The following is a 26,153-nucleotide window of genomic DNA, read 5'->3' on the forward strand; positions in this document are numbered from 1 at the left end:
TCGTCTAACACCCGTATGCAAGGTCCTGCAAGAGCGGTCGCCCACATGCGTTGTCTTCAGACCATTCTTTGCGAATGAATTTCATTTGAAATTACCTGACCAGAGTACTTATATATACCTCAGCAACAATCAGGTATCGGACTCATGACACCGCAGAGCCAGAACATCGCCACGAATTGGTTGGTTGACGCCGGACTTCGTCCAACGCGCCAACGTGTGGCATTGGCCGAATTGCTTGTCGGCGATGGGCGGCATCGCCATGTCACTGCCGAAAGCCTGTTTGAATCAGCGAAAAAGAACGGCGACGCGGTGTCTTTGGCCACCGTTTACAACACGTTGCGCGCGTTTTGTGACGCCGGCGTCTTGCAGGAGATCACGGTCGACGGATCAAAAAGCTACTTTGATACCAACACCCACGATCACCCCCATTTCTTCTGGGAGGATGAGGGCCGCCTCAGCGATGCCCCGTCCGAGGAACTGGTCATCCAGCGTCTGCCCGAAGCGCCGGACGGGGTCGAAATCGCCTCGGTGGATGTCGTGATCCGGCTTCGGAAAACGTAACCCTACGTCATTATTGATACCAGCGCGTTCTCGGCTTTGGAGATTTGCGGGTGCGACGGACCTGTTCCGTGCCGGGCCAGCACCACAGGCTCAACGGCAAATTGGTCCATAATGGGCGCGCTGCGCAGCGCCATTCCATCGTAACTGATCCGGGCTGGGGTATCTGCGTAGCTGATGGCGACGCCCTCGCCATGCGCTGCTAGGCTGCGTTGAATTTCCAGTGATGCCGCCCTATGAGCGACAAACGGGCGCTGGCCGATCTGCCGGAATAAACCCAATATGTGCTGCGCTGATAGTCCTTCGTCTGACAATATCAGGGGCTGAGACGCCAGGTCCTGCAACTTCAACGATTTTTGGTCTGCATAAGCGTGATCCGGAGGCATAAAGGCATATGGGTGACGCATGAAAAGCACGGTTTTTGAAAACGACGCGTCCAGAGTCAGGTCATAAGTTATTGCCAGATCAATATGGCCGTCTGTCATTCCCTTCACCAGATTTTCGAAATCATCCACCTTATATGTTATCGCAACATCCGGCAGGTTTTCCCTCAGATGGCGCAGCGCTTTGGCCAGAACAAAAGGCGCCAAATCGGTGAAACATCCCAATCGCAACTGCGCCTGAGCCGCCCTTGCATCTGACGCATTCTCTAGACTTGCGGCCTTGATCAACAAGGTTTCAGCCTCATCGATGAAGCTGCGCCCTTGTGGCGTTAGCGCCATGGCGGCTCCGCGTTTGCGGGCAAACAATGGATGGCCCAAATGCACTTCGACTCGGGTCAGGGCATTGGACAACGCTGGTTGTGAGACATTTAGGGCCAGCGCCGCGGCAGAAAGGCTGCCATGCCGCCCGATGGCGCAGACGTATTCATATTGGCGCAGTGAAATATATAACATGAACTTAAGTCTACCTTTGAAAGATATGATTTGAACAGAGGGGTCTGTTATGCGCAAATCACCCAACCCCAGCACGGAGACAAGAATGCCCCATCCTTTGGTTACTCAGCAGATGATCGACACCTACCAGCAGGACGGTGTGGTCTTGGTCAGGGGTCTGTTCGCTGATCATGTCGAAGCGCTGCGCGCCGGGGTCGGGGTCAACATGGCCGAGCCAGGCCCCTATGCGTCCGAAAACAAAAAGCAGGGTGAGACCGGGCTGTTCTTTGACGACTATTGCAACTGGTCCCGGATTGATCAGTTTCGCGATGTGATTGAGACATCTCCGGCGGCCGAGGTCGCCGCGGACCTTATGCAATCGCAGTCCGTGCAGATGTTTCATGATCACGTCTTGGTCAAGGAACCGGGCACTTCGATGGCGACCCCCTGGCATCAGGATGGACCCTATTATTTTGTCGAAGGGCAGCAGACGATCAGCTTCTGGTCGCCGCTGGACCCGGTGACCCAGGCCACGCTGCGCTGTGTGGCCGGATCACATCGATGGGAGAAAGAGGTTCTGCCAACACGTTGGGTGTCGGAAGACGGGTTCTTCCCGGACGAAGGGCAATACATCCCGGTGCCCGATCCTGATGCGGAAGGCATGCGGGTTGTCGAATTCGAAATGGAACCGGGCGATGCGGTGGCGTTCAACTTTCGCACGTTGCATGGCGCACGGGGAAACCGATCCGACAAACGCCGCCGCGCATTTTCTTTGCGGCTGGTTGGGGATGACGCGCGGTACGTAGAGCGACCGGGGCGGACGTCACCTCCGTACCCGGGTCATGACATGGAGACCGGTCAGCGCCTTCGCCAGGACTGGTTTCCGGTTTTGCTGCAGCGGTAGAGGGCTTGGCCCGTATCGCAGTGAGGCCGCGATTCCTCCGAAATAGTATCAAACAGAAGAAGAGCGGATCAGAACCACTGACCGGATTCGATAAGGCCGAGGTCGAGCAATTGTGTCGATGTCCATTCGAAAGACATCGAGTGATGCCAACAGAAGGTTGGTATGTCGAATGTCGAGCCTGCGTTGGTCTTTAGTGCCTTGGCTGCGCGGAAAGAGCAGACCGCCACCGTCAGATTGTGATGCCACGGGCAAGAATAGGTATTGTATTCCGCGTCGCTGAACCTGTGGTCCGGTAAAAGCGTCAGGTCTTTGCGCGATTTGAACAGTGCGATCCGGTCAATTCGGCGACGCTCGTAAGGGATATGATCCTCGAACCGCCATCGAAGCCCGCCCGACATCTCCAATTGGCGGTCAATCGGGTGGCCATCGGCGTCATGACGGGTCTGGGCGTAATAGCCTGTTTTGTCCAACATGGCCCGATCCGGCGCGACGCCATTGGGGAAGGCCTCAAGATCGTCGGCGTAAAGATCGACGACATGGGCCAGCATTGCGTTTCGGCGTTCCTCGCTATGGAAGGCCAGCATCTCGCCGATCGTTCTCGTCTCGCAGAACGGAAAGAAGAGATACTCGGCGTTGTAACCGTAATACATCCACAGCCCCGGTGCGGCCTTTATGATCTGATTGATCGTTTCGAAAACGGTTGTCCGGGGGGCGCAGGTCATCGTGACGCGATGGATTTGATCCGAAAGCGCCGGCTCAAGCGCGAATTCCTGCGGCATGAACGCGACAAGGGATTTGAAGCCCAAATTCAGGTGATGCCGGATTGTACTATCAATCTCGACATCATCCTCTACAAAAATCAGCGCGATGGGGCCTTTAGCAAGGGCAGCTTTTCCGGATTGAAGAAAATGGTCAACTGAGTCGTATTGCATTGCCTGCCTGGAACCGCTTTGGTGGATATTGAGGTCAAAATCAGGTAATCGGGCGGGCATTGCAAGCAGCGTTCGTAAAGTATAGACGACGCCGATCCCGCGAATGCAAAGGCCGTTTTCATGTCAGAACCCAAAAAGCTCTTCATCAAGACCTATGGTTGCCAGATGAATGTCTATGACAGCGAGCGGATGGCCGAAGCGCTGGGCGGGCAGGGGTATGTCGAGACTAAAAGCCCTGACGACGCGGACATGATCTTGCTGAACACCTGTCACATTCGCGAAAAAGCAGCTGAAAAGGTCTATTCCGAACTTGGCCGGTTCAAAGGTTTGAAGGCAGAAAAGCCCGATCTGAAGATTGGCGTTGCAGGCTGTGTGGCTCAGGCTGAGGGCGAAGAGATCATGCGCCGGCAGCCTCTGGTCGATCTGGTTGTGGGGCCTCAAAGCTATCACCGCCTGCCCGAGATGGAGGCGAAAACGCGGCAAGGCGCCAAGGCGCTGGACACCGATTTTCCCGAAGAGGACAAGTTCGAGAAGCTTAAGAACCGGCCCAAAGCCAAACGCGGACCCACCGCGTTTCTGACGGTCCAAGAGGGATGCGACAAATTCTGTGCCTTCTGTGTGGTGCCGTATACGCGCGGGGCCGAGGTGTCGCGCCCGGCCGATCGGATCATCCGCGAAGCACAGGATCTTGTTGAACGCGGCGTGCGCGAAATCACATTGCTGGGCCAGAACGTAAACGCCTATCACGGGGCCGGACCAAACGGAGACATGACGCTGGCCGGTTTGATCTGGGAGTTGAACAAGGTCGATGGGTTGGAGCGCATTCGATTTACGACCTCGCACCCCAATGACATGGCTGATGATCTGATCGAAGCGCATGCCACTTGTGAAAAACTGATGCCTTATCTGCATCTACCGGTGCAGTCGGGCTCCGACCGAATTCTGAAGCGTATGAATCGCAGCCACACCGCCGAAAGCTATCTGCGCCTGATCGAGCGTATCCGCGATGCGCGGCCTGACATCCTGATGTCTGGCGATTTTATCGTCGGCTTCCCCGAAGAGACGGATGAGGACTTTCAAGCCACCTTGGAGCTGGTCGAGCAGGTCAAATATGGCTATGCCTATTCCTTCAAATATTCGACTAGGCCAGGGACACCTGCGGCAGAACGGCCACAGGTCGATGCGGAAGTGGCCGATGAGAGACTGCAACGTTTGCAAACTTTGATCACGCATCATCAGCGCGAAATTCAGGATGCGATGGTCGGACGGTCAGTTAGCGTATTGTTTGAAAAACCTGGTCGTCAGCCCGGCCAGATGGTTGGAAAATCCGAGTATCTTCACGCGGTTCACGTCTCGGACGCAAATGTCGAAGCCGGAGACTTACGCAAGGTAAGAATTACGGCGTCTGGCGCCAATTCTTTGGCGGGGCAACTGCTCTGACCTGGGACGAGGCGCGTGCCGGTGCTTTGCTCATCCGAAATTTACCCTTGATTTATGATTCGGAACTATGTTCCGAGGAAGGCTAGGTTTTTCAGGGGAAATCCTCTGATGTGTACGAATGGCGCTGGGCCTTGATATCGGATGCAGCGTTGCGGAGGGTAAATACTGTGAACCGGATGCGCTTCCTGAATGTGTCGCATACTCTGCTGGTCAGTTGGATGTGGCTTGCTATGGCCTCGGCTTTGCAGGCGGGCGACATTGTCGGCGAAATCACTGAACCCGATGTTATCAACCCGCAAACCGTCTCGGGCGATGTCAGCGCGTTCTACCTTGGGGCCAGCGCCGGGTATGCAAACGGGGGGTCGGACCGGTTTGGCCTTTCGACAGGCGCGAACACATTCCCGATTGGCGATCTTGAGCCCAGTGGAACCTATGGCGGTCTGCGCGGCGGTTGGCGCGGCACGCTGCCTTTCTATGGTGGACGGAACTATGTGTACGGCATCGAAATCGGTTATGATTTCGGCACACTCGAAGATGACGTTTCCACATTGATCGGGGGTACTCAGGTCGATGCATACTCCTCGATCTCGGACGTATTTTCCGTCAGGCTGCGCAGCGGTATTACAAACCGCAGCCGCAGCGTTCTTTACTTTGCGACCATTGGATATATTGAGGGCGACATCACCACACGGAACACACTAACGGGTGGCGGCACAGTCGATGTCTCGGAACAAATTGACTCGCGCAGTGGCTTTTCCGCCAGCGCTGGAGTGGAGCACTATTTGAATGAAAACTGGTCGATCACAGGTGAATTCGAATACCTGCAATTCGATTCGGAACGGATTCAGCTCAGCAATGGTTTGTCCACCAAATCCACGCCCAATTACCGCGGGTTGCGGTTCGGGCTGAATTATACGTTCTGAGCACCACGATTGCACTGACTAATACGCGCGACGCAGCGGGTTGAGCACTTTTGTGATGGCCTGCGCAATATTTCCAACTGCGGCTTGCATCCACCAAGAATTCTTGTCTACGCTTGGGGTGTAACGCCAAGACAGGAGAGCGGATTGGCCATCGGTGCCCTGAACCCACCGCAAAATGACTCGCCCCCGCACGAGGCGCTTGTTGAATTTCCGGATAATCGACTTTTGATTGACCTTTGCGGTGAATATGATCGCAATCTTGCAGACATTGAGCAAAAGCTGTCGGTGCAAATTCTACGCCGTGGCAACCAACTTGTTGTCATGGGCGAGGAAGAAGCTCAGAAGCAGGCGATCGAGGTCCTGCAGGCCTTGTACACAAGGCTTGAGGGCGGTCGCGATGTCGAAGCGGCCGATGTGGATCGCGAATTGCGAATGGGCAATTCAGAAGCGGGCACAGGTGCGCGCGACGGTGATCAGCTTGAGATGTTCAAGGGCGGCACGGTCGAGATCAAGACCCGCAAAAAACTCGTCGAACCGCGCACGGATGCACAGAAGGCTTATGTGCAATCGCTGTTCAACAACGAACTTGCCTTCGGGATTGGGCCTGCGGGAACAGGTAAAACCTATCTGGCCGTGGCCGTCGGCGTCTCGATGTTTATCGGTGGGCATGTCGACCGAATCATACTCAGTCGCCCTGCGGTCGAGGCCGGTGAGAAACTGGGTTATTTGCCTGGCGATATGAAAGACAAGGTCGACCCATATATGCAGCCGCTTTATGACGCGCTGAACGACTTTTTGCCCGGCAAACAGCTCGCCAAGCTGATTGAGGAAAAACGAATCGAAATCGCGCCGCTGGCCTTCATGCGTGGGCGCACACTGGCAAATGCGTTTGTCGTCCTGGACGAAGCGCAAAATGCGACCACGATGCAGATGAAGATGTTTCTGACCCGTTTGGGTGAAGGCAGCCGAATGGTGATCACCGGCGACCGCTCGCAGGTGGACCTGCCGCGCGGCGTGCAATCCGGTCTGGCCGATGCCGAACGGCTTTTGAAAACCATCCCAAATATCAGCTTCAACTATTTCACGTCGAAAGACGTCGTGCGCCACCCGCTTGTCGCAGCCATCATAGAAGCCTATGAGGCTGATTCAGGCCGAGAGACGGGGTAACGCGTTTCGGCGCTGCATGATCGAAGCGATGGGCGACCACAATGAATCTGGACATTACTCTTGAGGATACCCGCTGGCGGGATCTTGAGGCGCTGTCTGTTCGCGCGATTGACGCAACTCTAGACCACTGTGGTTTGGACCCCGCGATTTGTGAGGTCAGCGTCTTGGGTTGTGATGACGCCCGAATTGCTGACCTGAATGCCGCGTTTCGGGACAAGCCCAAAGCGACCAATGTGCTCAGTTGGCCTGCTGAGGATTTGGCGTCGGATCAAGCGGGTGGCCAACCGTTCCGACCAAGTGCGGATTTTACCGGCGAGATTGCGTTGGGCGACATCGCGATTTCATACAATACCTGCGCGCGCGAGGCTGCTGATGCCGAAAAATCTCTGAATGACCACGCCACACATTTGCTTGTTCACGCAACGTTGCATTTGTTGGGATATGATCACATCCGCGACCCGGACGCCACGTTGATGGAGCGGATCGAAGTCGAGATACTTGGCAAACTGGGCATAGATGACCCATATAATGTATGATGAGGGCAATTATGCCTGACCAATTGGAACAGGAAAATGGGCGAAACAGACGGTAGTTCTAGGGCGGCGCAGGGCGCGCAACCTCAGGACACGAATGCAAATTCTGAGAAAAGCGGATTATTTTCGCGTATTATGGATGCCTTTTCTTCTCATGAGGAAGAGGCAGAGCAGATAAACGGCCATCGCGTTACGGACACACAACCGCGCGGTATGATCAACCTGCGCCGTATGCGGGTTGAAGATGTTGCCATCCCCTCGGCCGAGATCGTTTCGGTTGCGTCTACCTGTTCCAAGGAAGAACTTGCCCAACTGTTCAGGGACAGCGGTATGTCTCGGATCCCGGTATATGAAGGCACTCTGGACACGCCTTTGGGCTTTGTTCACCTCAAAGACTTCGCATTGACACACGGGTTCAATGGCGAGGGCTCGGAATTTGATCTGAAATCCATGTTGCGCACCTTGCTGTTCGTTCCGCCTTCAATGCCGATTGGTGTGCTGCTGACCAAGATGCAGACCGAACGCCGCCACATGGCGCTGGTGATCGACGAGTATGGTGGCGTTGACGGGTTGCTGACAATCGAGGATCTGATCGAACAGGTGGTTGGCGAAATCGCTGACGAACATGACGCTGACGAAGGTCAACTTTGGGTTCAGGAAAAGCCTGGGTGTTACGTCGTTCAGGCGCGGGTCCCGCTGGAAGAGTTCGAGGCTGAAATCGGACGGTCGCTGACCAGTCACGAGGACGTTGATGAGGAAGAAATCGACACTCTGGGCGGATTGGTCTTCATGCTCTCGGGGCGCGTCCCGGCACGCGGCGAGGTCGTTCTGCATCCCGAAGGTCCGGAATTCGAAGTGATTGACGCCGACCCCCGCCGTATCAAAAGACTGCGGGTCATGCTGCCGGATATCGCTGCATGAATTTCACTCAGCGCTGGCCATTTTGGCTCAGGCTTGTTGCAGCGGGCCTGTTGGGCGCAATTGGCGCATTCGGACTGGCGCCAACTGGCTACTGGGCGGCGACACTTGCCGCGTTGTTTCTGATTGCGCCGCTATTTCTGACAAGCGAGACACGGGGTCGTGCCGCCTGGCTGGGCTGGGCTTTTGGGATCGGGTATTTTGCCCATGCGCTCAGCTGGATTGTCGAACCGTTTCAGGTGGATGCCGAGCGGCACGCCTGGATGGCCCCGTTTGCGTTGATCTTTATGGCAGGTGGTCTGGCACTGTTCTGGGCATTGGCCTTTGGTGTGTCGCGTCGCGCAGGTTCTCCGGCCTTGAGCCAGGGAATGCTGCTGGCCATCGCACTGTCTTTGGCAGAATTCGGACGGGGATACCTATTCACCGGGTTTCCGTGGGCCGGTATTGGGCAGGTCTGGGTCAATACACCGATCGCACAGACCCTGTCCCTGGTCGGTCCGTACGGGCTGACTGGGCTCACGTGTCTGGCAACGCTTCCATTGGGGGCCGTGCTGAGTGGCGATAGATCCGCTAGGGGGCTCATGATATCCGGTGCGATGCCCATCGGGATTCTAGCCGCATCGCTTTTTCATGCGACAACCCGGCCCGCGGTCATCGACACCGAACATGTCGTCCGATTGGTGCAACCCAATGCCCCACAGCATCAAAAGTGGGACCCGAATTTCGCGCCTCTGTTCTTTACGCGACAACTGGAATTCACCGCAGCCCAGCCCCGCCCTGATCTGATCGTCTGGCCAGAGACCGCGGTGCCCGCCTGGTTGGGCAGTGCGCAGCCATATTTGGCGGCGATATCGAACGCAGCCCAGGATGTCCCGGTGGTATTGGGGATTCAGCGGGCGGACGGCCTGCGTATTTACAACTCGATGGTCTTGCTGGGCTCTGATGGGCAAGTGGAAAGCCTCTATGACAAGCACCATCTTGCACCTTTCGGCGAGTATGTGCCATTTGGCGAACTGATGGCCCGGTTCGGCATCGCTGGCTTGGCTGCGACCACGGGCAGCGGCTTTAGCGCCGGACCGGGACCAGAGGTCATGGATTTGGGACCCTTGGGAAGAGCTTTGCCTTTGATCTGCTATGAGGCAGTCTTTACTCAGGATGTCCACGCAGCGCCCGAACGTGCTGATTTTTTGCTGCAGATCACCAACGACGCTTGGTTTGGAACCCGCACGGGACCCTATCAGCACTTTGCGCAGGCCCAGATGCGGGCAATTGAGCAGGGTCTTCCCATGATGCGCGCCGCCAATACCGGAGTGTCGGCGATGATCGATCCGCTGGGTCGGATAACAGCCTCGCTGGGGTTAGAGCAGGCCGGGTATGTCGATGCAGTTTTGCCGCGACCACAAGCGCCGACCGTTTATTCGCGAAGCGGAGACATTCCGGCGCTGGTGTTTCTGTTGGTCCTGTTTTTTGTGCTTTGGCGCAACGATCGAAAGCGCGCATGACGATTTGCGATTGACCGGGTCGGCTAGGCGTCTTATCCACTCGGATGCTCGTCACAACGGCTTCCTGGCGTGACGGGAAAATCTCAATGGAGCACATTCATGTCCCGACAGAATTACACTTTCACTTCGGAATCGGTTTCCGAAGGGCACCCGGATAAGGTTTGCGACCGGATTTCGGATGCCGTCCTTGACGCATTTCTGAACGAAGAACCCGAAGCGCGCGTGGCGTGCGAAACCTTTGCTACGACCGATCGCGTCGTCATCGGTGGAGAAGTAGGTCTGTCTGATCAGGATAAGTTGCACGATTATATGGATCGCATTGACGATATCGCGCGCGCCTGTATCAAGGATATCGGATACGAGCAGGATAAGTTTCACCACCAGACGGTCGAAGTGACCAACCTGCTGCACGAGCAGTCCGCCCACATTGCACAGGGCGTGGACGCAGCTGACGACAAGGACGAAGGTGCCGGAGATCAGGGCATCATGTTCGGGTACGCCACCACGGAAACGCCCGCGTTGATGCCGGCTCCGATCCAGTACTCTCACGCAATCCTGCGGCGGCTTGCAGAAGTGCGAAAGAACGGGACAGAGCCTGCGTTGGGACCTGATGCGAAATCGCAGCTGTCGGTTGTTTATCGTGACGGCAAGCCGGTTGGTGTCAGCTCGATCGTGCTGTCGACACAGCATCTGGACGAGGCGCTGAGCTCGGATGACATTCGTGCAATTGTTGAGCCTTATATCACTGAAACTCTGCCCGACGGTTGGTTGACAAACGAGACCGAGTGGCACGTGAACCCGACCGGTAAATTCGTGATCGGAGGCCCAGACGGGGACGCGGGCCTGACCGGGCGCAAGATTATCGTGGACACATATGGCGGTGCTGCGCCGCATGGCGGTGGTGCATTCTCGGGCAAAGACCCGACCAAAGTGGACCGTTCGGCGGCCTATGCGGCGCGATATTTGGCCAAAAACGTTGTTGCGGCTGGCATGGCGGAACGCTGCACCATTCAGCTGAGCTATGCGATTGGCGTTTCAAAGCCATTGTCGATCTATGCCGACACGCATGGAACGGGTCAGATCGCGGACGCGGTCATCGAGAAAGCCGTAGGAGAGGTGATGGACCTGACCCCGCGTGGTATTCGCGAGCATCTGCAGTTGAACAAGCCGATTTATCAGCGCACTGCGGCTTACGGCCATTTTGGCCGCGAGCCCGATGCGGATGGCGGCTTTAGCTGGGAGCGCACGGACTTGACTTCGGCCCTGAAAGCGGCGGTCTGATCTTAGTTCAAAGGTGCGCCCTATCGGGCGCGCTCTATTCTGGAGCTTGTGGGGATGGCAGGGCTGCCAGTTTGGCCGTGCCGTCCCCTTGCTTCTGAAGGGCCTGCGCAGTATGGGCACGATCATGAGCACCCAGACGCCCCAACGCCCCCGCAGGAACTTTTATGGCCGGTTCAAGGGAAAAACCCTGAAACCGAGTCAAAAGACATATCTGAGCGAAGACCTTGATGCGCTGTCGCCCGGCGATGTGGATTGGGAAAGCAATCCAGAACGTCATCCGCTGAACCTTACGGAGCTGTTCGGTGGTCGTGATGTCTGGTTGGAGATCGGCTTTGGCGGTGGCGAGCATCTGGTGCATCAGGCCGCTAGCAACCCCGATATCGGCATTATCGGGGCCGAGCCTTATATCAACGGTGTCGCCATGCTGTTGGGTATGATCCGCAAATCAGGTGTCGAAAACCTTGCCGTACATCCCGGTGACGCACGCGATCTGTTCGATGTTCTGCCTGAGGCCAGCATCTCGCGGGCGTTTTTGCTCTATCCTGATCCATGGCCCAAGACGCGGCACCACCGTCGCAGGTTTGTGACGCCCGAGCATCTGGAACCACTTGCGCGTGCCCTGAAACCGGGTTCCATTTTTCGCGTTGCCACTGATATTCCAGACTATGTCCGCCAGACCTTGGAAGAAGTGCCACGGGCGGGTTTTGAGTGGTTGGCCGAATGCCCAGCCGACTGGCGCACGCCTTGGGATGACTGGATTTCCACTCGCTACGAACAGAAGGCCCTGCGCGAAGGGCGCACACCGCATTACCTGACCTTCCGCCGCACGGGCTGATTGCCGCTGGACCAACCGGCCCCAATTCGCTAATCCGCCTTGGACTGATAGCGAAAACAGGAGCCCCCATGTCCGGACACGGCACGCCCATCCCGATGACCTCGCATCCCTGCGGCCCGTTGACCGGCATTGCAGAAGTTCCGGGCGACAAATCGATCTCGCATCGGTCTCTGATCTTGGGTGCCATGGCCGTGGGCGAGACGAAAATCTCGGGCCTCTTGGAGGGTGAAGACGTTCTGGACACCGCCAAAGCCATGCGCGCATTCGGGGCGGAGGTGACAGATCACGGCAATGGCGAATGGACAGTTCACGGCGTCGGCGTCGGCGGGTTTGCCGAGCCCGATCAAGTGATCGACTGCGGCAACTCGGGCACAGGTGTTCGCTTGATCATGGGTGCGATGGCGACCTCACCCATCACAGCGACGTTCACGGGGGACGCCAGTCTGAACAAGCGTCCAATGGCGCGGGTGACCGACCCGCTGGCTTTGTTCGGCGCGCAATCCGTTGGGCGCGAAGGCGGGCGCTTGCCCATGACCATTGTGGGCGCGGCGGACCCGGTGCCAGTGCGATACGAGGTTCCCGTACCCTCGGCGCAGGTCAAATCTGCTGTTTTGCTGGCCGGCCTGAACGCCCCGGGCAAAACCGTCGTGATCGAGAAGGAGGCAACCCGAGATCATTCAGAAAGGATGCTGGCTGGGTTCGGTGCAGAGATCAGCGTTGAGGATACCGATGAAGGGCGCGTTATCACGCTGACGGGTCGGCCCGAGCTGAAACCTCAGGTCATCGCGGTGCCGCGCGACCCGTCCAGCGCGGCGTTTCCCGTCTGTGCCGCGCTAATCACACCCGGGTCGGACGTGTTGGTCCCAGGCATCGGCCTCAACCCGACGCGGGCGGGCTTGTTCACGACGCTGCGCGAGATGGGGGCCAATCTGACCTATGAAAACGAGCGGATCGAAGGCGGTGAACCTGTCGCCGATCTGCGCGCGCGTTATTCGCCTGACATGAAGGGCATCAACGTCCCATCCGAGCGCGCGGCTTCGATGATCGACGAATACCCGGTGCTGTCCGTCGTTGCGGCAAATGCCACCGGCACCACGATGATGGGCGGCGTTAAGGAGCTGCGCGTCAAGGAAAGCGACCGCATCGATGCGATGGCCCAGGGCTTGCGCGCAAATGGTGTCACCGTGGAAGAGGGTGAGGAATGGTGGTCTGTCGATGGGCTGGGCATCGGTAACGTCCCTGGGGGCGGCATTTGCGAGAGCTTTCTGGATCACCGCATCGCCATGTCGTTCATGGTGATGGGGATGGGTGCAAAAGACCCGGTTTCTGTGGACGATGGCGGCCCGATCGCGACCTCGTTCCCGATCTTCGAGCCTTTGATGGCTGGCCTAGGCGCGCAGGTCGAACGCGGATGAGCTTTACCGTTGCCATAGACGGCCCGGCAGCGGCCGGTAAGGGCACGATTGCCAAAGGGGTTGCCGCCCATTTCGGGTTTGCGCATCTGGATACAGGGTTGCTCTACCGTGCGGTTGGGCGTCGCACGCTGAATGGCACAGATCCGGTCGAAGCGGCGCGGGCTCTTATGGCTGAAGAGCTGGAGCAGGGTGATCTTCGCACTGCCGAGATTGCGCAAGCGGCCTCAAAAGTTGCGGTCATCCCCGAGGTGCGCGCAGCCCTGGTAGATTTTCAACGCGCTTTTGCCCGTCGGGCTGGTGGTGCGGTGCTGGATGGGCGCGACATTGGGACCGTGATCTGCCCCAATGCGGATGCCAAGCTGTTTGTTTCGGCGAGTGCCGAGGTCCGGGCCGAGCGCCGATACCTTGAACTCAGCGCGAAGGGCGCAGATGTCACCCGCGACCAAGTGTTGGCGGATGTGCGAGAACGTGATGCGCGCGACGCTGAGCGTAGTACGGCACCAATGAAACCCGCCGATGACGCCGTCTTGTTGGACACATCTGACCTGAGTATTCCGGCTGCATTGGCGCAGGCAATCAAGTTGATCGAAGAAAGATCGCCCGCAGCGCGCTAACGCCACGGGCAGGGATGGCAGGGGTCAAAGCTCGCCCACGGCGATGCTCTTGATGTTCGCCCACTGATCGTCAGCCGTTTTGGCTGTGCCGGTTACGTCCTTGAGAAAGGCGCTTCTCGTTTCCGCGCTCAAAAACAGGTACAACTTGCCGTCGGCGACAATGTACTGATCAGGATCGCCATCAAACTTTTTCCCGACCGACACGCCGAAGGAGCAAAACCCGCCATGCTGCGGCAGGTAGGCGGTCGGGTTTGCCTCGAACGCCTCGCGGTTTGCTGCGTTGGTAAAATAGTAGGACGCCCCGTCATAGGTCGCGGAGTGGCTTGCGAACCCTTCGACAGGATTGCCGTCATTGATCAATGCGACCAGATCGACACCATGGGCGGCCAACGGCGCACCTGCTGCCGAGATGCCGTTCGAGACGTTGATTTCATCTGCCGCAAAAGCCGGGCTGGCGACCAGAGGCAGGGTGGCAATCAGGGTGGTGAGAACAAGGGATTTCATTGCGTGTCCTTTCGGTGTTTTGGTTCGACGTGGGCAGGTTGCCCGCCGCTGAAACAAAACTAGGTGCCGTGCTTTGAACGAGCTATTGCAGTTGGGACGTAAAACTTTGCCGTTCGTTCAAAAACGTGTCTTTCCTGGAATAAACCTCACCAAGCTTTGTTTGGTCAGATCGAGACGGTCCGCCTATTGTGAACCTGCAGTTTGCAGGAGCGTTACCATGATCCGTCTAGCCCTATTCCTGATTTTTCTGGCGGGAAGCCTGACCGCGCAGGAGGCTCCCGAGGCACCGGAATCGGAGCCGCCAATGACGTATGAGCGGCTGGGCAAGATCATCTTTGCCTTGGATCCCGAAGCACAACCGCGTGGGCCAATTGGGTTTCAACTTACCCTTGTGGACGTCCCGGTATTGGTGATCACCGATGTCTTTTCTGACCGAATGCGCGCGATGGTATCGATACGCAGCGCCGAGGACCTGACACCCGAGGATATGCGCCGCATGATGCAAGCCAATTTCGACAGCACGCTGGATGCGCGGTATGCGATTGCCAACGGAACGCTTTGGGCGACCTTTATTCACCCGTTGTCGTCGCTGGAAAAAAACCAACTGATTTCCGGTCTCGCGCAGACGGTAAACATCGCCAAGACCTATGGAACGCTCTATTCCAGCGAGGCGCTTCAGTTCGGAGGCGGCGACAGCAATGAGTTGCAGCGGTCATTGATCGAAGAGCTGTTGAAGAAGGGCGAGGAAATCTAAACGCGGGGATATGTCTGCCGGATCGGCCTTGAACTGCCGTGTTAGATATGTGATATCGTAACATATCTAACAGTGGCGGGAACAGATCGGTGCACACGCATCTAAAATCAAAAGCGGCAAACGGTACAGGCGGCGGCTCAAGACGAAACCTTCGCACGAGCCTCAAGCGACGCAGGCGGCGCGTGTCGCCGATGCAAGCCTATGATGCGCTGCCCCGAACTCTCAGAGTTTGGCTGGCTGGTGCTTGTCTACCCTGGAGCCCGTCTTCGGCACTGAAAGTCTGGAACCGCGCAGGTGGTTCCAATAGCCCAGACGCCGCGATCTCAACTTTGAACGCAATCGAACGTTCGATGTTGCAGCGCGACGCTTCAATCTGGCGGCACAAGGATTGATGTCTTTGCGCGGCGTCCGCCGAAGCGCCGGTTTCAAAAGGCTTAGCCCTTGCACATTGCAGGAATTCAGCCTATACGCGCGCTGTCTAAACACGGGCGGTCAACGTCCGGATGACGTTTCTGAGCAGGGCCGGGTTACCTCGGCCCTTTGTGTTTGTTTGCTCAGGCGCGTTCCGGATTACGCCTGAAGGCATCATGAAACAAGACCGGCGGAAACAACCGTTCGGCCAGTAAAAACGTATGTAAAGGAAAACGACGCCACATGGCTGATACATCTATGGAGGAATTCGAAGCCCTCCTGAACGAAAGCTTCGAAATGGACACACCCGAAGAGGGTTCTGTTGTCAAAGGCAAGGTTCTGGCGGTTGAAGCCGGCCAAGCCATCATCGACGTAGGCTACAAAATGGAAGGCCGCGTTGATCTGAAAGAATTCGCAAATCCCGGCGAAGCCCCTGAAATCGCTGTTGGTGACGAGGTCGAAGTTTACCTGCGCGCCGCAGAAAACGCCCGTGGCGAAGCTGTCATCTCGCGCGAGATGGCCCGCCGTGAAGAGGCATGGGACCGTCTGGAAAAAGCATATGCCGACGACCAGCGCGTCGAAGGTGCAATCTTTGGTCGCGTCAAAGGTGGCTTCACCGTCGATCTGGGTGGCGCAGTTGCATTCCTGCCCGGCTCGCAGGTTGACGTTCGTCCCGTGCGCGACGCTGGCCCGCTGATGGGTCTGAAGCAGCCGTTCCAGATTCTGAAAATGGACCGCCGCCGTGGCAACATCGTTGTTTCGCGCCGCGCCATCCTGGAAGAATCGCGTGCCGAACAGCGTGCCGAAGTTATCGGCAACCTGACCGAAGGTCAGACCGTCGAGGGTGTTGTCAAGAACATCACTGAATACGGTGCATTCGTTGACCTGGGCGGCGTTGACGGCCTGCTGCACGTCACCGACATGGCATGGCGCCGTGTGAACCACCCGTCCGAGATCCTGACGATCGGCGAAACCATCAAGGTTCAGGTCATCAAGATCAACAAAGAAACCCACCGCATCAGCCTGGGCATGAAGCAGCTGCAGGAAGATCCGTGGGATCTGGTTGCTGCCAAATACCCGCTGGGCTCGGTCCATCAGGGTCGCGTCACCAACATCACCGACTACGGCGCGTTCGTCGAGCTGGAAGCCGGCGTCGAAGGTCTGGTGCACGTGTCCGAGATGTCCTGGACCAAGAAAAACGTCCACCCCGGCAAGATCGTTTCGACCAGCCAGGAAGTCGACGTCATGGTTCTGGAAATCGACGGCGCCAAGCGCCGCGTGTCTCTGGGCCTGAAGCAGACTCAGCGCAACCCATGGGAAGTGTTTGCAGAAACACACCCCGAGGGCACCGAAGTCGAAGGCGAAGTCAAGAACATCACCGAATTTGGTCTGTTCATTGGCCTCGAAGGCGACATCGACGGCATGGTTCACCTGTCGGATCTGTCCTGGGACGAGCGTGGCGAGGATGCGATCCAGAACTACCGCAAAGGCGACATGGTTTCGGCCGTTGTCTCGGAAGTTGACGTTGAAAAAGAGCGTATCTCGCTGTCGATCAAAGCCCTGGGCGGTGACAAGTTTGCCGAAGCCGTGGGCGGCGTGAAGCGTGGTTCGGTCATCACCGTTGAAGTCACCGCGATCGAAGATGGCGGCATCGAGGTCGAATACGAAGGCATGAAATCCTTCATCCGTCGTTCGGACCTGTCGCGTGATCGCGCTGAACAGCGCCCCGAGCGTTTCAACACTGGCGACAAGGTCGATGTCCGCGTCACCAATGTCGACAGCAAGACCCGCCGTCTGGGTCTGTCGATCAAAGCGCGCGAAATCGCCGAAGAGAAAGAGGCCGTGGAACAGTACGGTTCTTCCGACTCGGGCGCATCGCTGGGCGATATCCTGGGTGCAGCGCTGAAATCCGGCGACTAATCTCAGGCGACAGTCTGAACAAGAATTTCGGCCCCGTGCACGTGCGCGGGGCCGTTTTTGTTGCGAATCAATGTGTTCCACATGACCGTGTTCAATCCCGCCAAGCGTGCAAGCAACGCAGTAATTTGGGCCACCAAGCGAAAAATCACGCAGGATTGGCCAAAAATGACCGATCAATGCAAAGAGTTAACGTTCCCCCGAACCAGGTTTTTTCCTATACTGGTCAGAACAATAGAGATGGTAAACCGGTCGCCTGGGAGGGTAGCGCGCATGATCCGTTCTGAATTGATTCAAAAAATTGCAGACGAGAACCCGCATTTGTATCAACGCGATGTCGAGCGGATCGTGAATACCGTTTTTGAGGAGGTCACCGATGCGATGTCGCGCGGCGACCGTGTGGAATTGCGCGGCTTTGGCGCGTTTTCGGTCAAAAAGCGTGATGCTCGTGTGGGCCGGAATCCCAGAACTGGCGAGACCGTGCAGGTCGAAGAAAAATGTGTTCCATTTTTCAAGACTGGCAAGTTGCTAAGGGATCGTTTGAACGGTAAAGCCTGACCTCATGATGCGCTATATTCGTTACGCCTTTCTCGGTATTCTCGGGATCATTCTGATCTCAGTCTCGTTGGCCAACCGCCAAATTGTCGAACTCAAGCTAATGCCAGATGCCCTGGCCGAGCTTTTGGGGTTCAACCTTTCCACGTCTCTTCCGCTGTTCATCGTGGTTCTGGGCGGGGTTATCGCCGGTCTGGTGATCGGGTTCCTGTGGGAATGGCTGCGCGAGCACAAGCATCGCAAGGATGCCACGGTCAAGAAAAGCGAAGTGCGCAAGCTTGAGCGTGAGGTCAACAAGCTCAAGAAAAAGCAGAACGAAGGCAAGGACGAGGTTCTTGCTCTGCTGGACGAAGCCAGCTAAGGCGCGCAAATGCCCAATGTAGCAGTCAAAATCTGCGGTTTGACCGCGCCCAAGCACGTGCGCGCTGCGGTTGATGCGGGCGCGCGGTATTTGGGATTTAACTTCTTCCCCAAGTCACCGCGCTATGTCTCACCGGAACTGGTTGCCGAATTGACAACCCCTGTGCCTGTGGGCGTCGCCAAGGTCGCGTTGGTGGTGAACCCCACGGACGAACTGCTCGACAGCATATTGCAGGCTGCGCCGTTCGATATGTTGCAATTGCATGGGGACGAGACAGTTCAGCGTGTGCAACAGATCAAGGATCGCTATGGCTTGCCGGTCATGAAGGTCATTGGCGTTGCAGACGCCGAGGACCTATCCGCGATCGATCCCTACAGCGATGTTGCCGATCAGCTGCTGATCGACGCGAAGGCTCCCAAAAACGCCGTGCTTCCTGGCGGTAACGGTTTGGCGTTTGACTGGCGTCTGCTGGCCGGGCGCAAATACTGGCGCAAGCCATGGATGCTGGCAGGTGGTCTTAACCCAGACAACGTGGCCGAAGCGGTACGCATGACCGGCGCACGTCAGGTCGACGTGGCCTCTGGTGTGGAAAGCGCGCCGGGCGTCAAGGACGCGGACCTGATCCGCGCGTTTATCGACGCCGCAGGCTAGTGCCGCCGGGTTACGTTTTGCCATGGCAAATCCCGCCGCTACCTCCTATGAACAAGCGGTACGAAGACGGAGACACCCATGGCCAACGATCTTTTCAATTCCTTCATGTCCGGCCCGGATGAACAGGGCCGTTTCGGCATCTTCGGCGGACGGTTTGTCAGCGAAACGCTGATGCCGCTGATCCTGTCGCTGGAAGAGGAATATGAAAAGGCCAAAGACGACCCGACCTTCTGGGCCGAGATGGACGATCTGTGGGCGAACTATGTAGGACGTCCCTCGCCGCTATACTACGCCGAGCGTCTGACCGAGCATCTGGGTGGTGCAAAGATTTACCTCAAACGCGACGAGTTGAACCACACCGGCGCACACAAGATCAACAACGTGCTGGGCCAGATCATTCTGGCGCGGCGGATGGGCAAGACCCGCATCATCGCGGAAACCGGGGCAGGGCAGCACGGCGTGGCCACCGCCACCGTTTGCGCCAAATTTGGTCTGAAATGCATCGTATATATGGGTGCCCATGACGTACAGCGTCAGGCGCCGAACGTGTTTCGTATGCGCCTGTTAGGTGCCGAGGTGATTCCGGTGACTTCGGGTCGTAGCACGTTGAAAGACGCGATGAACGATGCGCTGCGCGATTGGGTGACCAATGTGCGCGATACGTTCTATTGCATCGGAACCGTGGCCGGGCCGCATCCTTATCCGGCAATGGTGCGCGATTTCCAATCGATCATCGGCAAGGAAGCCAAAGAACAGATGATGAAGGCCGAAGGGCGCTTGCCCGATACGATCATCGCCGCCATCGGCGGTGGCTCGAACGCGATGGGTCTGTTCTACCCGTTCCTTGACGACAAATCCGTCAACATCATTGGCGTCGAAGCTGGTGGCAAGGGCGTGAACGAGAAAATGGAGCATTGCGCCTCGCTGACCGGTGGCCGCCCCGGCGTGCTGCATGGTAACCGGACTTATCTGCTGCAAGATGATGATGGGCAGATTCTCGAAGGCTATTCGATCTCGGCGGGTCTGGACTATCCCGGCATTGGGCCGGAGCATTCCTGGTTGAACGATATTGGCCGGGCGAACTATGTCGCGATCACCGACAAGGAAGCGCTTGAGGCGTTTCAGCTGTGCTGCGCCACTGAAGGCATTATCCCCGCGCTAGAGCCCAGCCACGCCTTGGCCCATGTGATGAAGATCGCGCCGGACCTTCCCAGCGATCACATCATTTGCATGAACATGTGCGGTCGGGGTGACAAGGACGTTCAAACGGTTGCGAAATACCTGAACTTCGACATGACCGACACCGAAGGCCGGGACGCGGGCTAAACAGCGCCGTGTAACAAATCGGGATGCTTTTACTAAGCCGCGGCGGGGACAATCTCCGCTGTTGGTGTGGGCCTTCTGGTGGTGCCGTGGCCTGCAATAGTTCAGAGGTTTCGGTATTATTGTTTGGCGGCTGGCAACAACAGGGCTTGACGGAAGATAGCGGCCCGGCCTGCTAGCCGTTTGATCAGCAGCATCCAGCTGGGGTGAAAAACTTAGCTATTTGGCCTTCCTAGCGACGCCAAACCTGGCTCAAGGCGGATAAATCGCGTGGTTGCAATGTGTTGCCAGAGTTTCATCGGCCAACAGAATGCACCGTATTTCTATACAGAACCGACTATTTAAGTTAACCCTTTGTTAACCGGTCGCGCTCAACGGCCGGTGTCTTTTGGGGAACCCCGGTCATATCGGGAATTCGAGCGGTGTGCGATGGTCGAAACAGATCAGCTCGCTCAGGTAAATGCGCGTGGTTGTGCGTTAGGAGGTCGGGATGGTTTGGTCCTTTTTACGGAAGCTGCTTTCAGTTTCATTAATGGTGACAGTGCTGGCCTTTTGCACCAGCAACAGAACGTGGGCTTTCGGGGCGGCGTCAGGTTCAATACCCACCTCAGTCACCACCCCAAATGGGGGGACGATTTTCGTCAATTACCTTCCTGGGATAACAACAGCGATTATTTCGATCGGAGCCCCGGCCAATTTTCCCGGCGGCTCAGTGTACTTCAACGGTGGAACCCTTGCGCAGCCGGCGGTAACGACAGCGACCCTGGCAACTCTGGGGTATCTTGATGCCACGATCATCAGCCAGGACGGTGCAGACAGCACATTCGCAGCGGACGGTTATCTGGGCGTTGTGTTTACAGCGCGAGAGGTGGTGAACGGTCCATTGTTCCGCTATGAGATCGCCTTTTCGGGAGTGGCTGCAACCCAATTTATCAACACGCGAACGCCCATAAGTTCGCCTCAGTCGACGGTCGAACAGACGCAAAGACTGATCCAAGCCTTCCAAAACGCCCGAGCGAACAGCTTGGTGGCAAACCAGCCCAACCTGACGAAGTTCCTGCTGCGGAACGGATCCGGGTCATTTGACACGTCGGTCACGCGCGGGACAGGTTTCCTGAACTTCGCCAGTGATCCGTCCTTGCCAGTTTGGTTCAACCTGACGGGCAACCGTAGTTCGCAGGGCGATTTTGACAGCTCTTACGCGCTGGCCATTGTTGGTGCGCATCGTCGATTCAGTGAGAGCTTTCTGGTTGGGGCCATGCTGCAGCTGGATTATGCCGAAACCGACGACGGCGCGGCGGAAATCGATGGGACCGGGTGGCTGGCAGGGCCGTATGTTGTTGCGAAACTTCCAAACCAGCCCGTCTTTTTCGAGGGACGAGCGCTTTATGGCAAGGCCAGCAATGATATCTCGCCGCTGGGCACCTATGAAGACAGTTTCGACAGTGATCGTTGGCTGATCCAGTCTCGTGTCACCGGTCAGGTGCAGCGCGGCAGCTTGACTTTGATGCCTTTGCTGGATGTCAGCTATGTCACCGATGATCAAGAGGCCTATACTGACAGTCTTGGCAACAGGATTTCGGCGCAGGATTTCAGCCTGACAACGGCACGGCTTGGCTTGGATTTCAGCCAGCCGCTGGCAGTATCACGCGGACAGCTGACCCTTACGGGCGGTCTTTCCGGCGTTTGGAGCTCGACCTCGGGAACCGGAACTGCGCCGGGTGTCTCTCCGATCGGAGATACCGCGCGCGGGCGGGCTGACTTGGGGCTGGACTATCGGTTCGAAAACAACAGCCTGCTGGAGGCCGGTATGTTCTACGACGGTTTCGGTGAGAGCGATTTCGAAAGCTACAGCCTCAGCTTGATCTGGCGGGCAGAATTCTGACCCTGCGCGACCACGGGGTTTAAAGCCTCTGGTCTTTGTGCAAATCTACGTCGCATGAACAGATCATCGGCGCCTTCCGCCTCGGGGCGGTTGGATCAGAAATATGACGCAGCTGCCCCGAGTTGGGCGGATAAAATGCGGCTGCTTGGGTATTTCGATGCCTATATGGGGTTTCTTTCTGGGCACAGGCGGGCTGTAAAAAACGTTTTGGATGTGGGGAGTGGAACCGGTGCATTTGCCGAGGCCCACGCGGTTGTTCTGCCCGGCGCGCAGATATCTTTATTGGAACCTTCGGCCAGCATGTTGGATCGGGCAAAGCGTGCATTGATCCTGCGTGGCGTCGACGCAGAAGCGATCCAGGTCCGGCTTGAGGACTTCAACTCTGATACGCTTTTTGACGGAATTTTAGCTGCGCATGTGTTGGAGCATTGTTCCGACCCGATATCAGCACTGCGCAAAATGCGGACTTTGGCGGTGCCGGGGGCGACGCTCTGGCTGGTCGTGAGTAAGCCGCATTGGTGCAACGCTATCATTTGGCTGCAATGGCGTCATCGCACCTATCGTCCGCATGAAGTACAGCTGATGCTGGAAAAATCAGGCTGGAGGCCGGACGACCAGCACGGGTTTCCGGTTGGTCCACCATCTCGCACGTCCCGCGGGTATCGGGCAACAGCTGTCTAACCGTCGGAATTGAATGCGTGCTGTTCCAAAATGTCGAGCGGCACGATCTCAAGCGCCCGTAGGTGGGTCGCTTCGAGATGCACCTTAGGCGCGCAGCCCTCATCATGGGCTTGCAGAAACCGTGACGCGCAGAGGCACCAGCTGTCTCCGGGTTTGAGGCCCGGAAAATTAAACTCGGGTCGCGGCGTGCTCAGGTCATTTCCCACATATTTTGAATAGGCCAGAAACTCTGCGGTCATGACGGCGCAGACCGTATGGCTGCCCTGATCTTCGGGGCAGGTGTTACAGGCCCCGTCACGAAAGAAACCGGTCAGCGGATCACGAGAGCATTGGGCAAGCACACCGCCCAGCACATTGATACTGTCTTGCTTTTGCATAGGCCCATCTTACAGGCTTTGTGCAATTTTGCGGAACATTTCGACGACGTTATCTGCAACGCCTGCGTCTCGGAACTTTCGGTCTGCCCCGGTGGACATGATCAGAACGCCGCGTGGCTGATCAAAATACATATATTGGCCATAGACGCCGCGCGCGAGGAATTCGCCCTCATGCGCACCAACCGGAATCCACCACTGATAGCCATAGCCGATTTTGCCCGGCTCGGTCGGGGCGCTGGGCTGTGTGGCTTCGGCCAGCCAATCGGCGGGGATCAGTTGCTGACCATCACGTTTGCCGTCTTGCAAAACGACCTGCCCGAACCGGGCAAAATCGCGTGTGGTAAAATTCATCCCGCCCAGAACAAAAGCCACATCCTGTCCATCGGTGATGTAATAGCCGTCCTGCTCCAACCCCAGATGCTGCAGGATTTTGTCCGACATCAGATCAGGGATCGTACGACCCGTGGCCCCCCTTATCACCATGCTCAGGACATGCGTGTCGATCGAAACATACTGCCAGGTTTCGCCGGCCGGGGCGAAAGTGTCCTTGATCGACGCGGCAAAGCCGTCCAGTGTGCCGCCCATGGCCAGAACCCGGCCCATGCGATTGATGTCAGAGTGGAAATCGAAATAGTCCTCGTCAAACACCACACCGCTGGCCATGTTCAGGACATTGCGGATCGTTGCGGGCTCATAGGCTGTTCCGACCAGTTCCGGCGCGTATTTGACGACCGGATCGTCAAGCGACTCGATTGCGCCTTCGTCCAACAGGATGCCGAACAACGACGACAGATAGCTTTTGGCGACGGACCAGGAAATCCGTCGGTCATCGGGCGTGGTGCCAAGATAGTATTCCTCGAACCGGATCTCTCCCTTATGCATCACCAGCAATGACGTGACGCTGCGATCTTCGATCCACTGATCCGTCCCTTCGGGCAGGTCAAAGCCAGAGCCATACGGCAAGTCCCAGACAGGGCCATCACCGCGCGGCAGATCCGCGATTGGTGAAATCTGGTTCATGTGTGAGAAATTGTGGACGATCTTCTCAGCTGAGAACAAAGAGTTGAAGGCCAGCAGGTTCCTGATCTCCTGCCGTTTCCAGACACCAACGACCACGGCAGCCAGAACCAGCGTAACCAGAATGCGCGTCAGCCATCTTAACAGGGTTCTCATAGGTGCCTCCTTCTCCCGCGGGTATTGGAACCTGAGTGAGGTACAGGCGCAATTGCAACGTTGCGGAACCCGGGGCGAGGATTACTTGAATTTGTCGAGCAGTCTTTGCATGGCCGAGCGATTTTCTTCCACCGGGTCGGACTGTTCTTTCGGTTGCGGCTGTTTGGTTTCGCTTGGCGTTTTGGAGGACCGAGGCGGAGCCGTGCGCAATGCGACAGCATTCATGAATTTGCCACCATCGCTACCGGCCAGATGAACTGCGCCATCGGATACGCCGCGCAAGACATCCTCCAGCCACGGGCTGTCGGCCTTGGCGAAATCACTCAGCACGTAGGGCGAGACCATCTCTTTCCGTCCGGGATGTCCGATGCCCAGCCTTACCCGATCATAGGCCGGGCTGATATGCTCGTGGACGGATCGCAGCCCATTGTGCCCGGCATGACCGCCTCCCGCCTTGACGCGAACTTTTCCGGGGGCCAGATCCAGTTCGTCGTGAAACACGGTGACATCAGTTGAGTCGAGTTTGTAGAACCGCATCGCCTCGCCGATCGATTGCCCCGAGCGGTTCATGAAGGTCTGCGGCTTGATCAACAGAACTTTTTCCGAACCCAATCGACCCTCGGAAACCTCGGCCTGGAACTTTGACTTCCACGGGCTAAATCCATGATCTTCCGCGATCCTTTCCACAGCCATGAAGCCAATGTTGTGCCTGTTTCGGGCATATTTGGATCCCGGATTTCCCAGTCCCGCAAAAAGTCTCATGTCTCGTCCCGGTTTTCAGTGCGATTGCGCACAGAGTTGATGGCATGGATCGCCCGCGCATTTCCAGCCTGAAAGGTTCAACGAAAAACGGGGCTCCGATGGAACCCCGTTGTAAGTCCGAACCTTGGAGTTCGAATTTATTCTTCTTCAGCGTCCTGACCGATGACTTCCACTTCATCGGCGGCCACTTCACCTTCTTCGCCTTCTTCTTCGTCGCTAGACGACAGGCCAGTCGGTGCCGAGACGTTGGCAATCACGAAGTCACGGTCGATGGTCGGCTTGGTGCCGGCCGGCAATTCGACGGACGAAATGGTTGCGACGTCGTTGATCTCCATTCCGGTCAGATCAACGGTGATCTTTTCAGGAATGTCACCCGCGGTGCACAACAGTTCGACTTCCGGGCGAACGACGGTTAGAACACCGCCCTTCTTGATGCCGGGCGCTTCTTCTTCATTGATGAACTCAACGGGAATAAACAACGCGATCTTTGTGGTCCGGCGCAGGCGCATCAGGTCCAGATGGGTCGGAAGGTCTTTGACCACGTCCCGCTGAACGTCACGGCAGATGACGCGGACGTCTTCGTGGCCTTCAACCTTCAGGTTCCACAGGGTCGACTTGAACCGGCCTGCTTTCAGGCGCTTGAACAGAACGTTGAACGGGATCTGAATCGGCAGCGGCTCTTTGTCGCCACCAAATACAATGCCCGGAACCATGCCGTCGCGGCGTGCTTGACGAGCGGCGCCCTTGCCTGTCCCCGTCCGTTCCAGAGCTACGAGATCAGGAATCTCACCAGCCATGATAAATCTCCAATGTTAGGGCGGGCATCCTCCAAGGCTGTATGCCCGCGTGAAGCCGCGTCCTTAGCTCGAATCATTGGGATTGGAAAGAGGTTTTTGAAGGAA

Annotated in this window: 29 protein-coding genes and 1 riboswitch; of the genes, 21 read left to right on the forward strand and 8 right to left on the reverse strand. The window is 57.1% G+C overall.

Features of this window, described 5'->3' with window-relative positions; genetic code table 11:
* Positions 1 to 144: 144 nt before the first annotated feature.
* A complete protein-coding gene (gene irrA / locus ACR0CR_RS05805; RefSeq protein ID WP_480597603.1) occupies positions 145 to 561 on the forward strand; it encodes an iron response transcriptional regulator IrrA in 417 nt (138 codons plus the stop codon).
* Positions 562 to 563: 2 nt separating this feature from the next.
* On the opposite strand, the gene ACR0CR_RS05810 is transcribed toward irrA, so the two are convergent.
* Complete coding sequence (locus ACR0CR_RS05810; RefSeq protein WP_480597605.1) at positions 564 to 1,454, reverse strand: LysR family transcriptional regulator; 891 nt, start codon at positions 1,452 to 1,454, stop codon at positions 564 to 566.
* Positions 1,455 to 1,539: 85 nt separating this feature from the next.
* Here ACR0CR_RS05810 and ACR0CR_RS05815 point away from each other — a divergent pair, with 85 nt between their 5' ends.
* Positions 1,540 to 2,337 carry a phytanoyl-CoA dioxygenase family protein gene (locus ACR0CR_RS05815; RefSeq protein ID WP_480597607.1) on the forward strand — a complete coding sequence of 266 codons (798 nt, stop codon included), beginning with the start codon at positions 1,540 to 1,542 and terminating at the stop codon, positions 2,335 to 2,337.
* A 68-nt stretch (positions 2,338 to 2,405) separates the two neighbouring features.
* Here ACR0CR_RS05815 and ACR0CR_RS05820 read toward each other — a convergent pair whose 3' ends face one another.
* Entirely contained in the window at positions 2,406 to 3,269 is an 864-nt protein-coding gene (locus tag ACR0CR_RS05820; RefSeq protein WP_480597609.1) for a hypothetical protein, read from the reverse strand.
* 120 nt (positions 3,270 to 3,389) lie between these two features.
* On the opposite strand from ACR0CR_RS05820, the gene miaB reads away from it, so the two are divergent.
* From miaB to ACR0CR_RS05870, 10 genes are all read left to right on the forward strand, one after another.
* Positions 3,390 to 4,709 (forward strand): tRNA (N6-isopentenyl adenosine(37)-C2)-methylthiotransferase MiaB, encoded by a 1,320-nt coding sequence (miaB, locus tag ACR0CR_RS05825; protein WP_480597610.1) that lies wholly within the window; start codon positions 3,390 to 3,392, stop codon positions 4,707 to 4,709.
* 176 nt (positions 4,710 to 4,885) lie between these two features.
* Positions 4,886 to 5,632 (forward strand): outer membrane protein, encoded by a 747-nt coding sequence (locus ACR0CR_RS05830; protein WP_480597611.1) that lies wholly within the window; start codon positions 4,886 to 4,888, stop codon positions 5,630 to 5,632.
* 144 nt (positions 5,633 to 5,776) lie between these two features.
* Positions 5,777 to 6,799: a PhoH family protein gene (locus ACR0CR_RS05835; RefSeq protein WP_480597612.1), complete on the forward strand. Its 1,023-nt coding sequence runs from the start codon at positions 5,777 to 5,779 to the stop codon at positions 6,797 to 6,799.
* Positions 6,800 to 6,840: 41 nt separating this feature from the next.
* Entirely contained in the window at positions 6,841 to 7,335 is a 495-nt protein-coding gene (gene ybeY, locus ACR0CR_RS05840) for an rRNA maturation RNase YbeY (RefSeq protein ID WP_480597613.1), read from the forward strand.
* A 36-nt stretch (positions 7,336 to 7,371) separates the two neighbouring features.
* Positions 7,372 to 8,253 (forward strand): hemolysin family protein, encoded by an 882-nt coding sequence (locus tag ACR0CR_RS05845; protein WP_480597614.1) that lies wholly within the window; start codon positions 7,372 to 7,374, stop codon positions 8,251 to 8,253.
* On the forward strand, positions 8,250 to 9,752 hold the full coding sequence (gene lnt, locus ACR0CR_RS05850; RefSeq protein WP_480597615.1) for an apolipoprotein N-acyltransferase: 1,503 nt from the start codon (positions 8,250 to 8,252) through the stop codon (positions 9,750 to 9,752). Before ACR0CR_RS05845 ends, lnt begins: the two co-directional genes overlap by 4 nt.
* Positions 9,753 to 9,797: 45 nt before the next feature.
* Positions 9,798 to 9,846: riboswitch (SAM-SAH riboswitch) on the forward strand.
* Between the two features lie 5 nt (positions 9,847 to 9,851).
* On the forward strand, positions 9,852 to 11,033 hold the full coding sequence (gene metK, locus ACR0CR_RS05855) for a methionine adenosyltransferase (protein WP_480597616.1): 1,182 nt from the start codon (positions 9,852 to 9,854) through the stop codon (positions 11,031 to 11,033).
* A gap of 124 nt (positions 11,034 to 11,157) precedes the next feature.
* Positions 11,158 to 11,868 carry a tRNA (guanine(46)-N(7))-methyltransferase TrmB gene (trmB, locus tag ACR0CR_RS05860; protein WP_480597617.1) on the forward strand — a complete coding sequence of 237 codons (711 nt, stop codon included), beginning with the start codon at positions 11,158 to 11,160 and terminating at the stop codon, positions 11,866 to 11,868.
* A gap of 68 nt (positions 11,869 to 11,936) precedes the next feature.
* Positions 11,937 to 13,283, forward strand: a complete 1,347-nt coding sequence (gene aroA, locus ACR0CR_RS05865; RefSeq protein WP_480597618.1) for a 3-phosphoshikimate 1-carboxyvinyltransferase — start codon at positions 11,937 to 11,939, stop codon at positions 13,281 to 13,283.
* Positions 13,280 to 13,897 (forward strand): (d)CMP kinase, encoded by a 618-nt coding sequence (locus ACR0CR_RS05870; RefSeq protein WP_480597619.1) that lies wholly within the window; start codon positions 13,280 to 13,282, stop codon positions 13,895 to 13,897. The genes aroA and ACR0CR_RS05870 overlap by 4 nt, the downstream gene beginning before the upstream one ends.
* 24 nt (positions 13,898 to 13,921) lie before the next feature.
* Here ACR0CR_RS05870 and ACR0CR_RS05875 read toward each other — a convergent pair whose 3' ends face one another.
* On the reverse strand, positions 13,922 to 14,401 hold the full coding sequence (locus ACR0CR_RS05875) for a YHS domain-containing (seleno)protein (protein ID WP_480597620.1): 480 nt from the start codon (positions 14,399 to 14,401) through the stop codon (positions 13,922 to 13,924).
* A gap of 217 nt (positions 14,402 to 14,618) precedes the next feature.
* Between ACR0CR_RS05875 and ACR0CR_RS05880 the strand changes: the two genes are divergently transcribed.
* The 7 genes from ACR0CR_RS05880 (at position 14,619) to trpB (ending at position 20,376) form a co-directional block, all read left to right on the forward strand.
* Positions 14,619 to 15,155: a hypothetical protein gene (locus ACR0CR_RS05880; RefSeq protein WP_480597621.1), complete on the forward strand. Its 537-nt coding sequence runs from the start codon at positions 14,619 to 14,621 to the stop codon at positions 15,153 to 15,155.
* Positions 15,156 to 15,346: 191 nt separating this feature from the next.
* Positions 15,347 to 15,547 (forward strand): DUF6525 family protein, encoded by a 201-nt coding sequence (locus ACR0CR_RS05885; protein WP_480598235.1) that lies wholly within the window; start codon positions 15,347 to 15,349, stop codon positions 15,545 to 15,547.
* A 262-nt stretch (positions 15,548 to 15,809) separates the two neighbouring features.
* Complete coding sequence (rpsA, locus tag ACR0CR_RS05890; RefSeq protein WP_480597622.1) at positions 15,810 to 17,486, forward strand: 30S ribosomal protein S1; 1,677 nt, start codon at positions 15,810 to 15,812, stop codon at positions 17,484 to 17,486.
* Between the two features lie 270 nt (positions 17,487 to 17,756).
* Positions 17,757 to 18,041, forward strand: coding sequence for an integration host factor subunit beta (gene ihfB / locus ACR0CR_RS05895; protein WP_008758048.1), 285 nt, complete (start codon positions 17,757 to 17,759; stop codon positions 18,039 to 18,041).
* 7 nt (positions 18,042 to 18,048) lie between these two features.
* Positions 18,049 to 18,399 (forward strand): lipopolysaccharide assembly protein LapA domain-containing protein, encoded by a 351-nt coding sequence (locus ACR0CR_RS05900; protein WP_480597623.1) that lies wholly within the window; start codon positions 18,049 to 18,051, stop codon positions 18,397 to 18,399.
* Positions 18,400 to 18,408: 9 nt separating this feature from the next.
* Positions 18,409 to 19,050 (forward strand): phosphoribosylanthranilate isomerase, encoded by a 642-nt coding sequence (locus ACR0CR_RS05905; protein WP_480597624.1) that lies wholly within the window; start codon positions 18,409 to 18,411, stop codon positions 19,048 to 19,050.
* 78 nt (positions 19,051 to 19,128) lie between these two features.
* Positions 19,129 to 20,376: a tryptophan synthase subunit beta gene (gene trpB, locus ACR0CR_RS05910; protein ID WP_480597626.1), complete on the forward strand. Its 1,248-nt coding sequence runs from the start codon at positions 19,129 to 19,131 to the stop codon at positions 20,374 to 20,376.
* Positions 20,377 to 20,850: 474 nt separating this feature from the next.
* Here trpB and ACR0CR_RS05915 read toward each other — a convergent pair whose 3' ends face one another.
* Entirely contained in the window at positions 20,851 to 21,018 is a 168-nt protein-coding gene (locus ACR0CR_RS05915; RefSeq protein ID WP_480597627.1) for a hypothetical protein, read from the reverse strand.
* Between the two features lie 67 nt (positions 21,019 to 21,085).
* Here ACR0CR_RS05915 and ACR0CR_RS05920 point away from each other — a divergent pair, with 67 nt between their 5' ends.
* Complete coding sequence (locus ACR0CR_RS05920; RefSeq protein WP_480597628.1) at positions 21,086 to 22,258, forward strand: autotransporter outer membrane beta-barrel domain-containing protein; 1,173 nt, start codon at positions 21,086 to 21,088, stop codon at positions 22,256 to 22,258.
* Between the two features lie 54 nt (positions 22,259 to 22,312).
* Positions 22,313 to 22,939 carry a class I SAM-dependent methyltransferase gene (locus tag ACR0CR_RS05925; protein WP_480597629.1) on the forward strand — a complete coding sequence of 209 codons (627 nt, stop codon included), beginning with the start codon at positions 22,313 to 22,315 and terminating at the stop codon, positions 22,937 to 22,939.
* Here the strand turns inward: ACR0CR_RS05925 and ACR0CR_RS05930 are convergent.
* The 4 genes from ACR0CR_RS05930 to ACR0CR_RS05945 all read right to left on the reverse strand — a co-directional run bounded on the left by ACR0CR_RS05930 (position 22,936) and on the right by ACR0CR_RS05945 (position 26,048).
* Positions 22,936 to 23,316: a DUF2237 family protein gene (locus ACR0CR_RS05930; RefSeq protein ID WP_480597630.1), complete on the reverse strand. Its 381-nt coding sequence runs from the start codon at positions 23,314 to 23,316 to the stop codon at positions 22,936 to 22,938. The two genes, ACR0CR_RS05925 and ACR0CR_RS05930, sit on opposite strands and share 4 nt — an antisense overlap.
* Before the next feature lie 9 nt (positions 23,317 to 23,325).
* The gene (locus tag ACR0CR_RS05935; protein ID WP_480597631.1) at positions 23,326 to 24,489 is read right to left on the reverse strand and encodes a serine hydrolase domain-containing protein; all 1,164 of its coding nucleotides are present in this window, start codon (positions 24,487 to 24,489) and stop codon (positions 23,326 to 23,328) included.
* An 81-nt stretch (positions 24,490 to 24,570) separates the two neighbouring features.
* Positions 24,571 to 25,251, reverse strand: a complete 681-nt coding sequence (gene pth, locus ACR0CR_RS05940) for an aminoacyl-tRNA hydrolase (protein WP_480597633.1) — start codon at positions 25,249 to 25,251, stop codon at positions 24,571 to 24,573.
* Between the two features lie 137 nt (positions 25,252 to 25,388).
* Complete coding sequence (locus tag ACR0CR_RS05945) at positions 25,389 to 26,048, reverse strand: 50S ribosomal protein L25/general stress protein Ctc (protein WP_480597634.1); 660 nt, start codon at positions 26,046 to 26,048, stop codon at positions 25,389 to 25,391.
* Positions 26,049 to 26,153: the final 105 nt, after the last annotated feature.

This window comes from Ruegeria sp. AM2, assembly GCF_056540685.1.

Bases quoted from the DNA above. Each gene is read 5' to 3' on its own strand.
- aroA (WP_480597618.1), top strand. From the start codon at position 11,937: ATGTCCGGACACGGCACGCCCATCCCGATGACCTCGCATCCCTGCGGC.
- ACR0CR_RS05845 (WP_480597614.1), top strand. From the start codon at position 7,372: ATGGGCGAAACAGACGGTAGTTCTAGGGCGGCGCAGGGCGCGCAACCT.
- ACR0CR_RS05815 (WP_480597607.1), top strand. From the start codon at position 1,540: ATGCCCCATCCTTTGGTTACTCAGCAGATGATCGACACCTACCAGCAG.
- ACR0CR_RS05930 (WP_480597630.1), bottom strand. From the start codon at position 23,316: ATGCAAAAGCAAGACAGTATCAATGTGCTGGGCGGTGTGCTTGCCCAA.
- ybeY (WP_480597613.1), top strand. From the start codon at position 6,841: ATGAATCTGGACATTACTCTTGAGGATACCCGCTGGCGGGATCTTGAG.
- lnt (WP_480597615.1), top strand. From the start codon at position 8,250: ATGAATTTCACTCAGCGCTGGCCATTTTGGCTCAGGCTTGTTGCAGCG.
- ACR0CR_RS05945 (WP_480597634.1), bottom strand. From the start codon at position 26,048: ATGGCTGGTGAGATTCCTGATCTCGTAGCTCTGGAACGGACGGGGACA.
- ACR0CR_RS05905 (WP_480597624.1), top strand. From the start codon at position 18,409: ATGCCCAATGTAGCAGTCAAAATCTGCGGTTTGACCGCGCCCAAGCAC.
- ACR0CR_RS05880 (WP_480597621.1), top strand. From the start codon at position 14,619: ATGATCCGTCTAGCCCTATTCCTGATTTTTCTGGCGGGAAGCCTGACC.
- ACR0CR_RS05830 (WP_480597611.1), top strand. From the start codon at position 4,886: ATGCGCTTCCTGAATGTGTCGCATACTCTGCTGGTCAGTTGGATGTGG.
- pth (WP_480597633.1), bottom strand. From the start codon at position 25,251: ATGAGACTTTTTGCGGGACTGGGAAATCCGGGATCCAAATATGCCCGA.
- miaB (WP_480597610.1), top strand. From the start codon at position 3,390: ATGTCAGAACCCAAAAAGCTCTTCATCAAGACCTATGGTTGCCAGATG.
- ihfB (WP_008758048.1), top strand. From the start codon at position 17,757: ATGATCCGTTCTGAATTGATTCAAAAAATTGCAGACGAGAACCCGCAT.
- ACR0CR_RS05810 (WP_480597605.1), bottom strand. From the start codon at position 1,454: ATGTTATATATTTCACTGCGCCAATATGAATACGTCTGCGCCATCGGG.
- ACR0CR_RS05900 (WP_480597623.1), top strand. From the start codon at position 18,049: ATGCGCTATATTCGTTACGCCTTTCTCGGTATTCTCGGGATCATTCTG.
- trmB (WP_480597617.1), top strand. From the start codon at position 11,158: ATGAGCACCCAGACGCCCCAACGCCCCCGCAGGAACTTTTATGGCCGG.
- trpB (WP_480597626.1), top strand. From the start codon at position 19,129: ATGGCCAACGATCTTTTCAATTCCTTCATGTCCGGCCCGGATGAACAG.
- metK (WP_480597616.1), top strand. From the start codon at position 9,852: ATGTCCCGACAGAATTACACTTTCACTTCGGAATCGGTTTCCGAAGGG.
- irrA (WP_480597603.1), top strand. From the start codon at position 145: ATGACACCGCAGAGCCAGAACATCGCCACGAATTGGTTGGTTGACGCC.
- ACR0CR_RS05870 (WP_480597619.1), top strand. From the start codon at position 13,280: ATGAGCTTTACCGTTGCCATAGACGGCCCGGCAGCGGCCGGTAAGGGC.
- ACR0CR_RS05925 (WP_480597629.1), top strand. From the start codon at position 22,313: ATGAACAGATCATCGGCGCCTTCCGCCTCGGGGCGGTTGGATCAGAAA.
- rpsA (WP_480597622.1), top strand. From the start codon at position 15,810: ATGGCTGATACATCTATGGAGGAATTCGAAGCCCTCCTGAACGAAAGC.
- ACR0CR_RS05875 (WP_480597620.1), bottom strand. From the start codon at position 14,401: ATGAAATCCCTTGTTCTCACCACCCTGATTGCCACCCTGCCTCTGGTC.
- ACR0CR_RS05820 (WP_480597609.1), bottom strand. From the start codon at position 3,269: ATGCAATACGACTCAGTTGACCATTTTCTTCAATCCGGAAAAGCTGCC.
- ACR0CR_RS05935 (WP_480597631.1), bottom strand. From the start codon at position 24,489: ATGAGAACCCTGTTAAGATGGCTGACGCGCATTCTGGTTACGCTGGTT.
- ACR0CR_RS05885 (WP_480598235.1), top strand. From the start codon at position 15,347: ATGCAAGCCTATGATGCGCTGCCCCGAACTCTCAGAGTTTGGCTGGCT.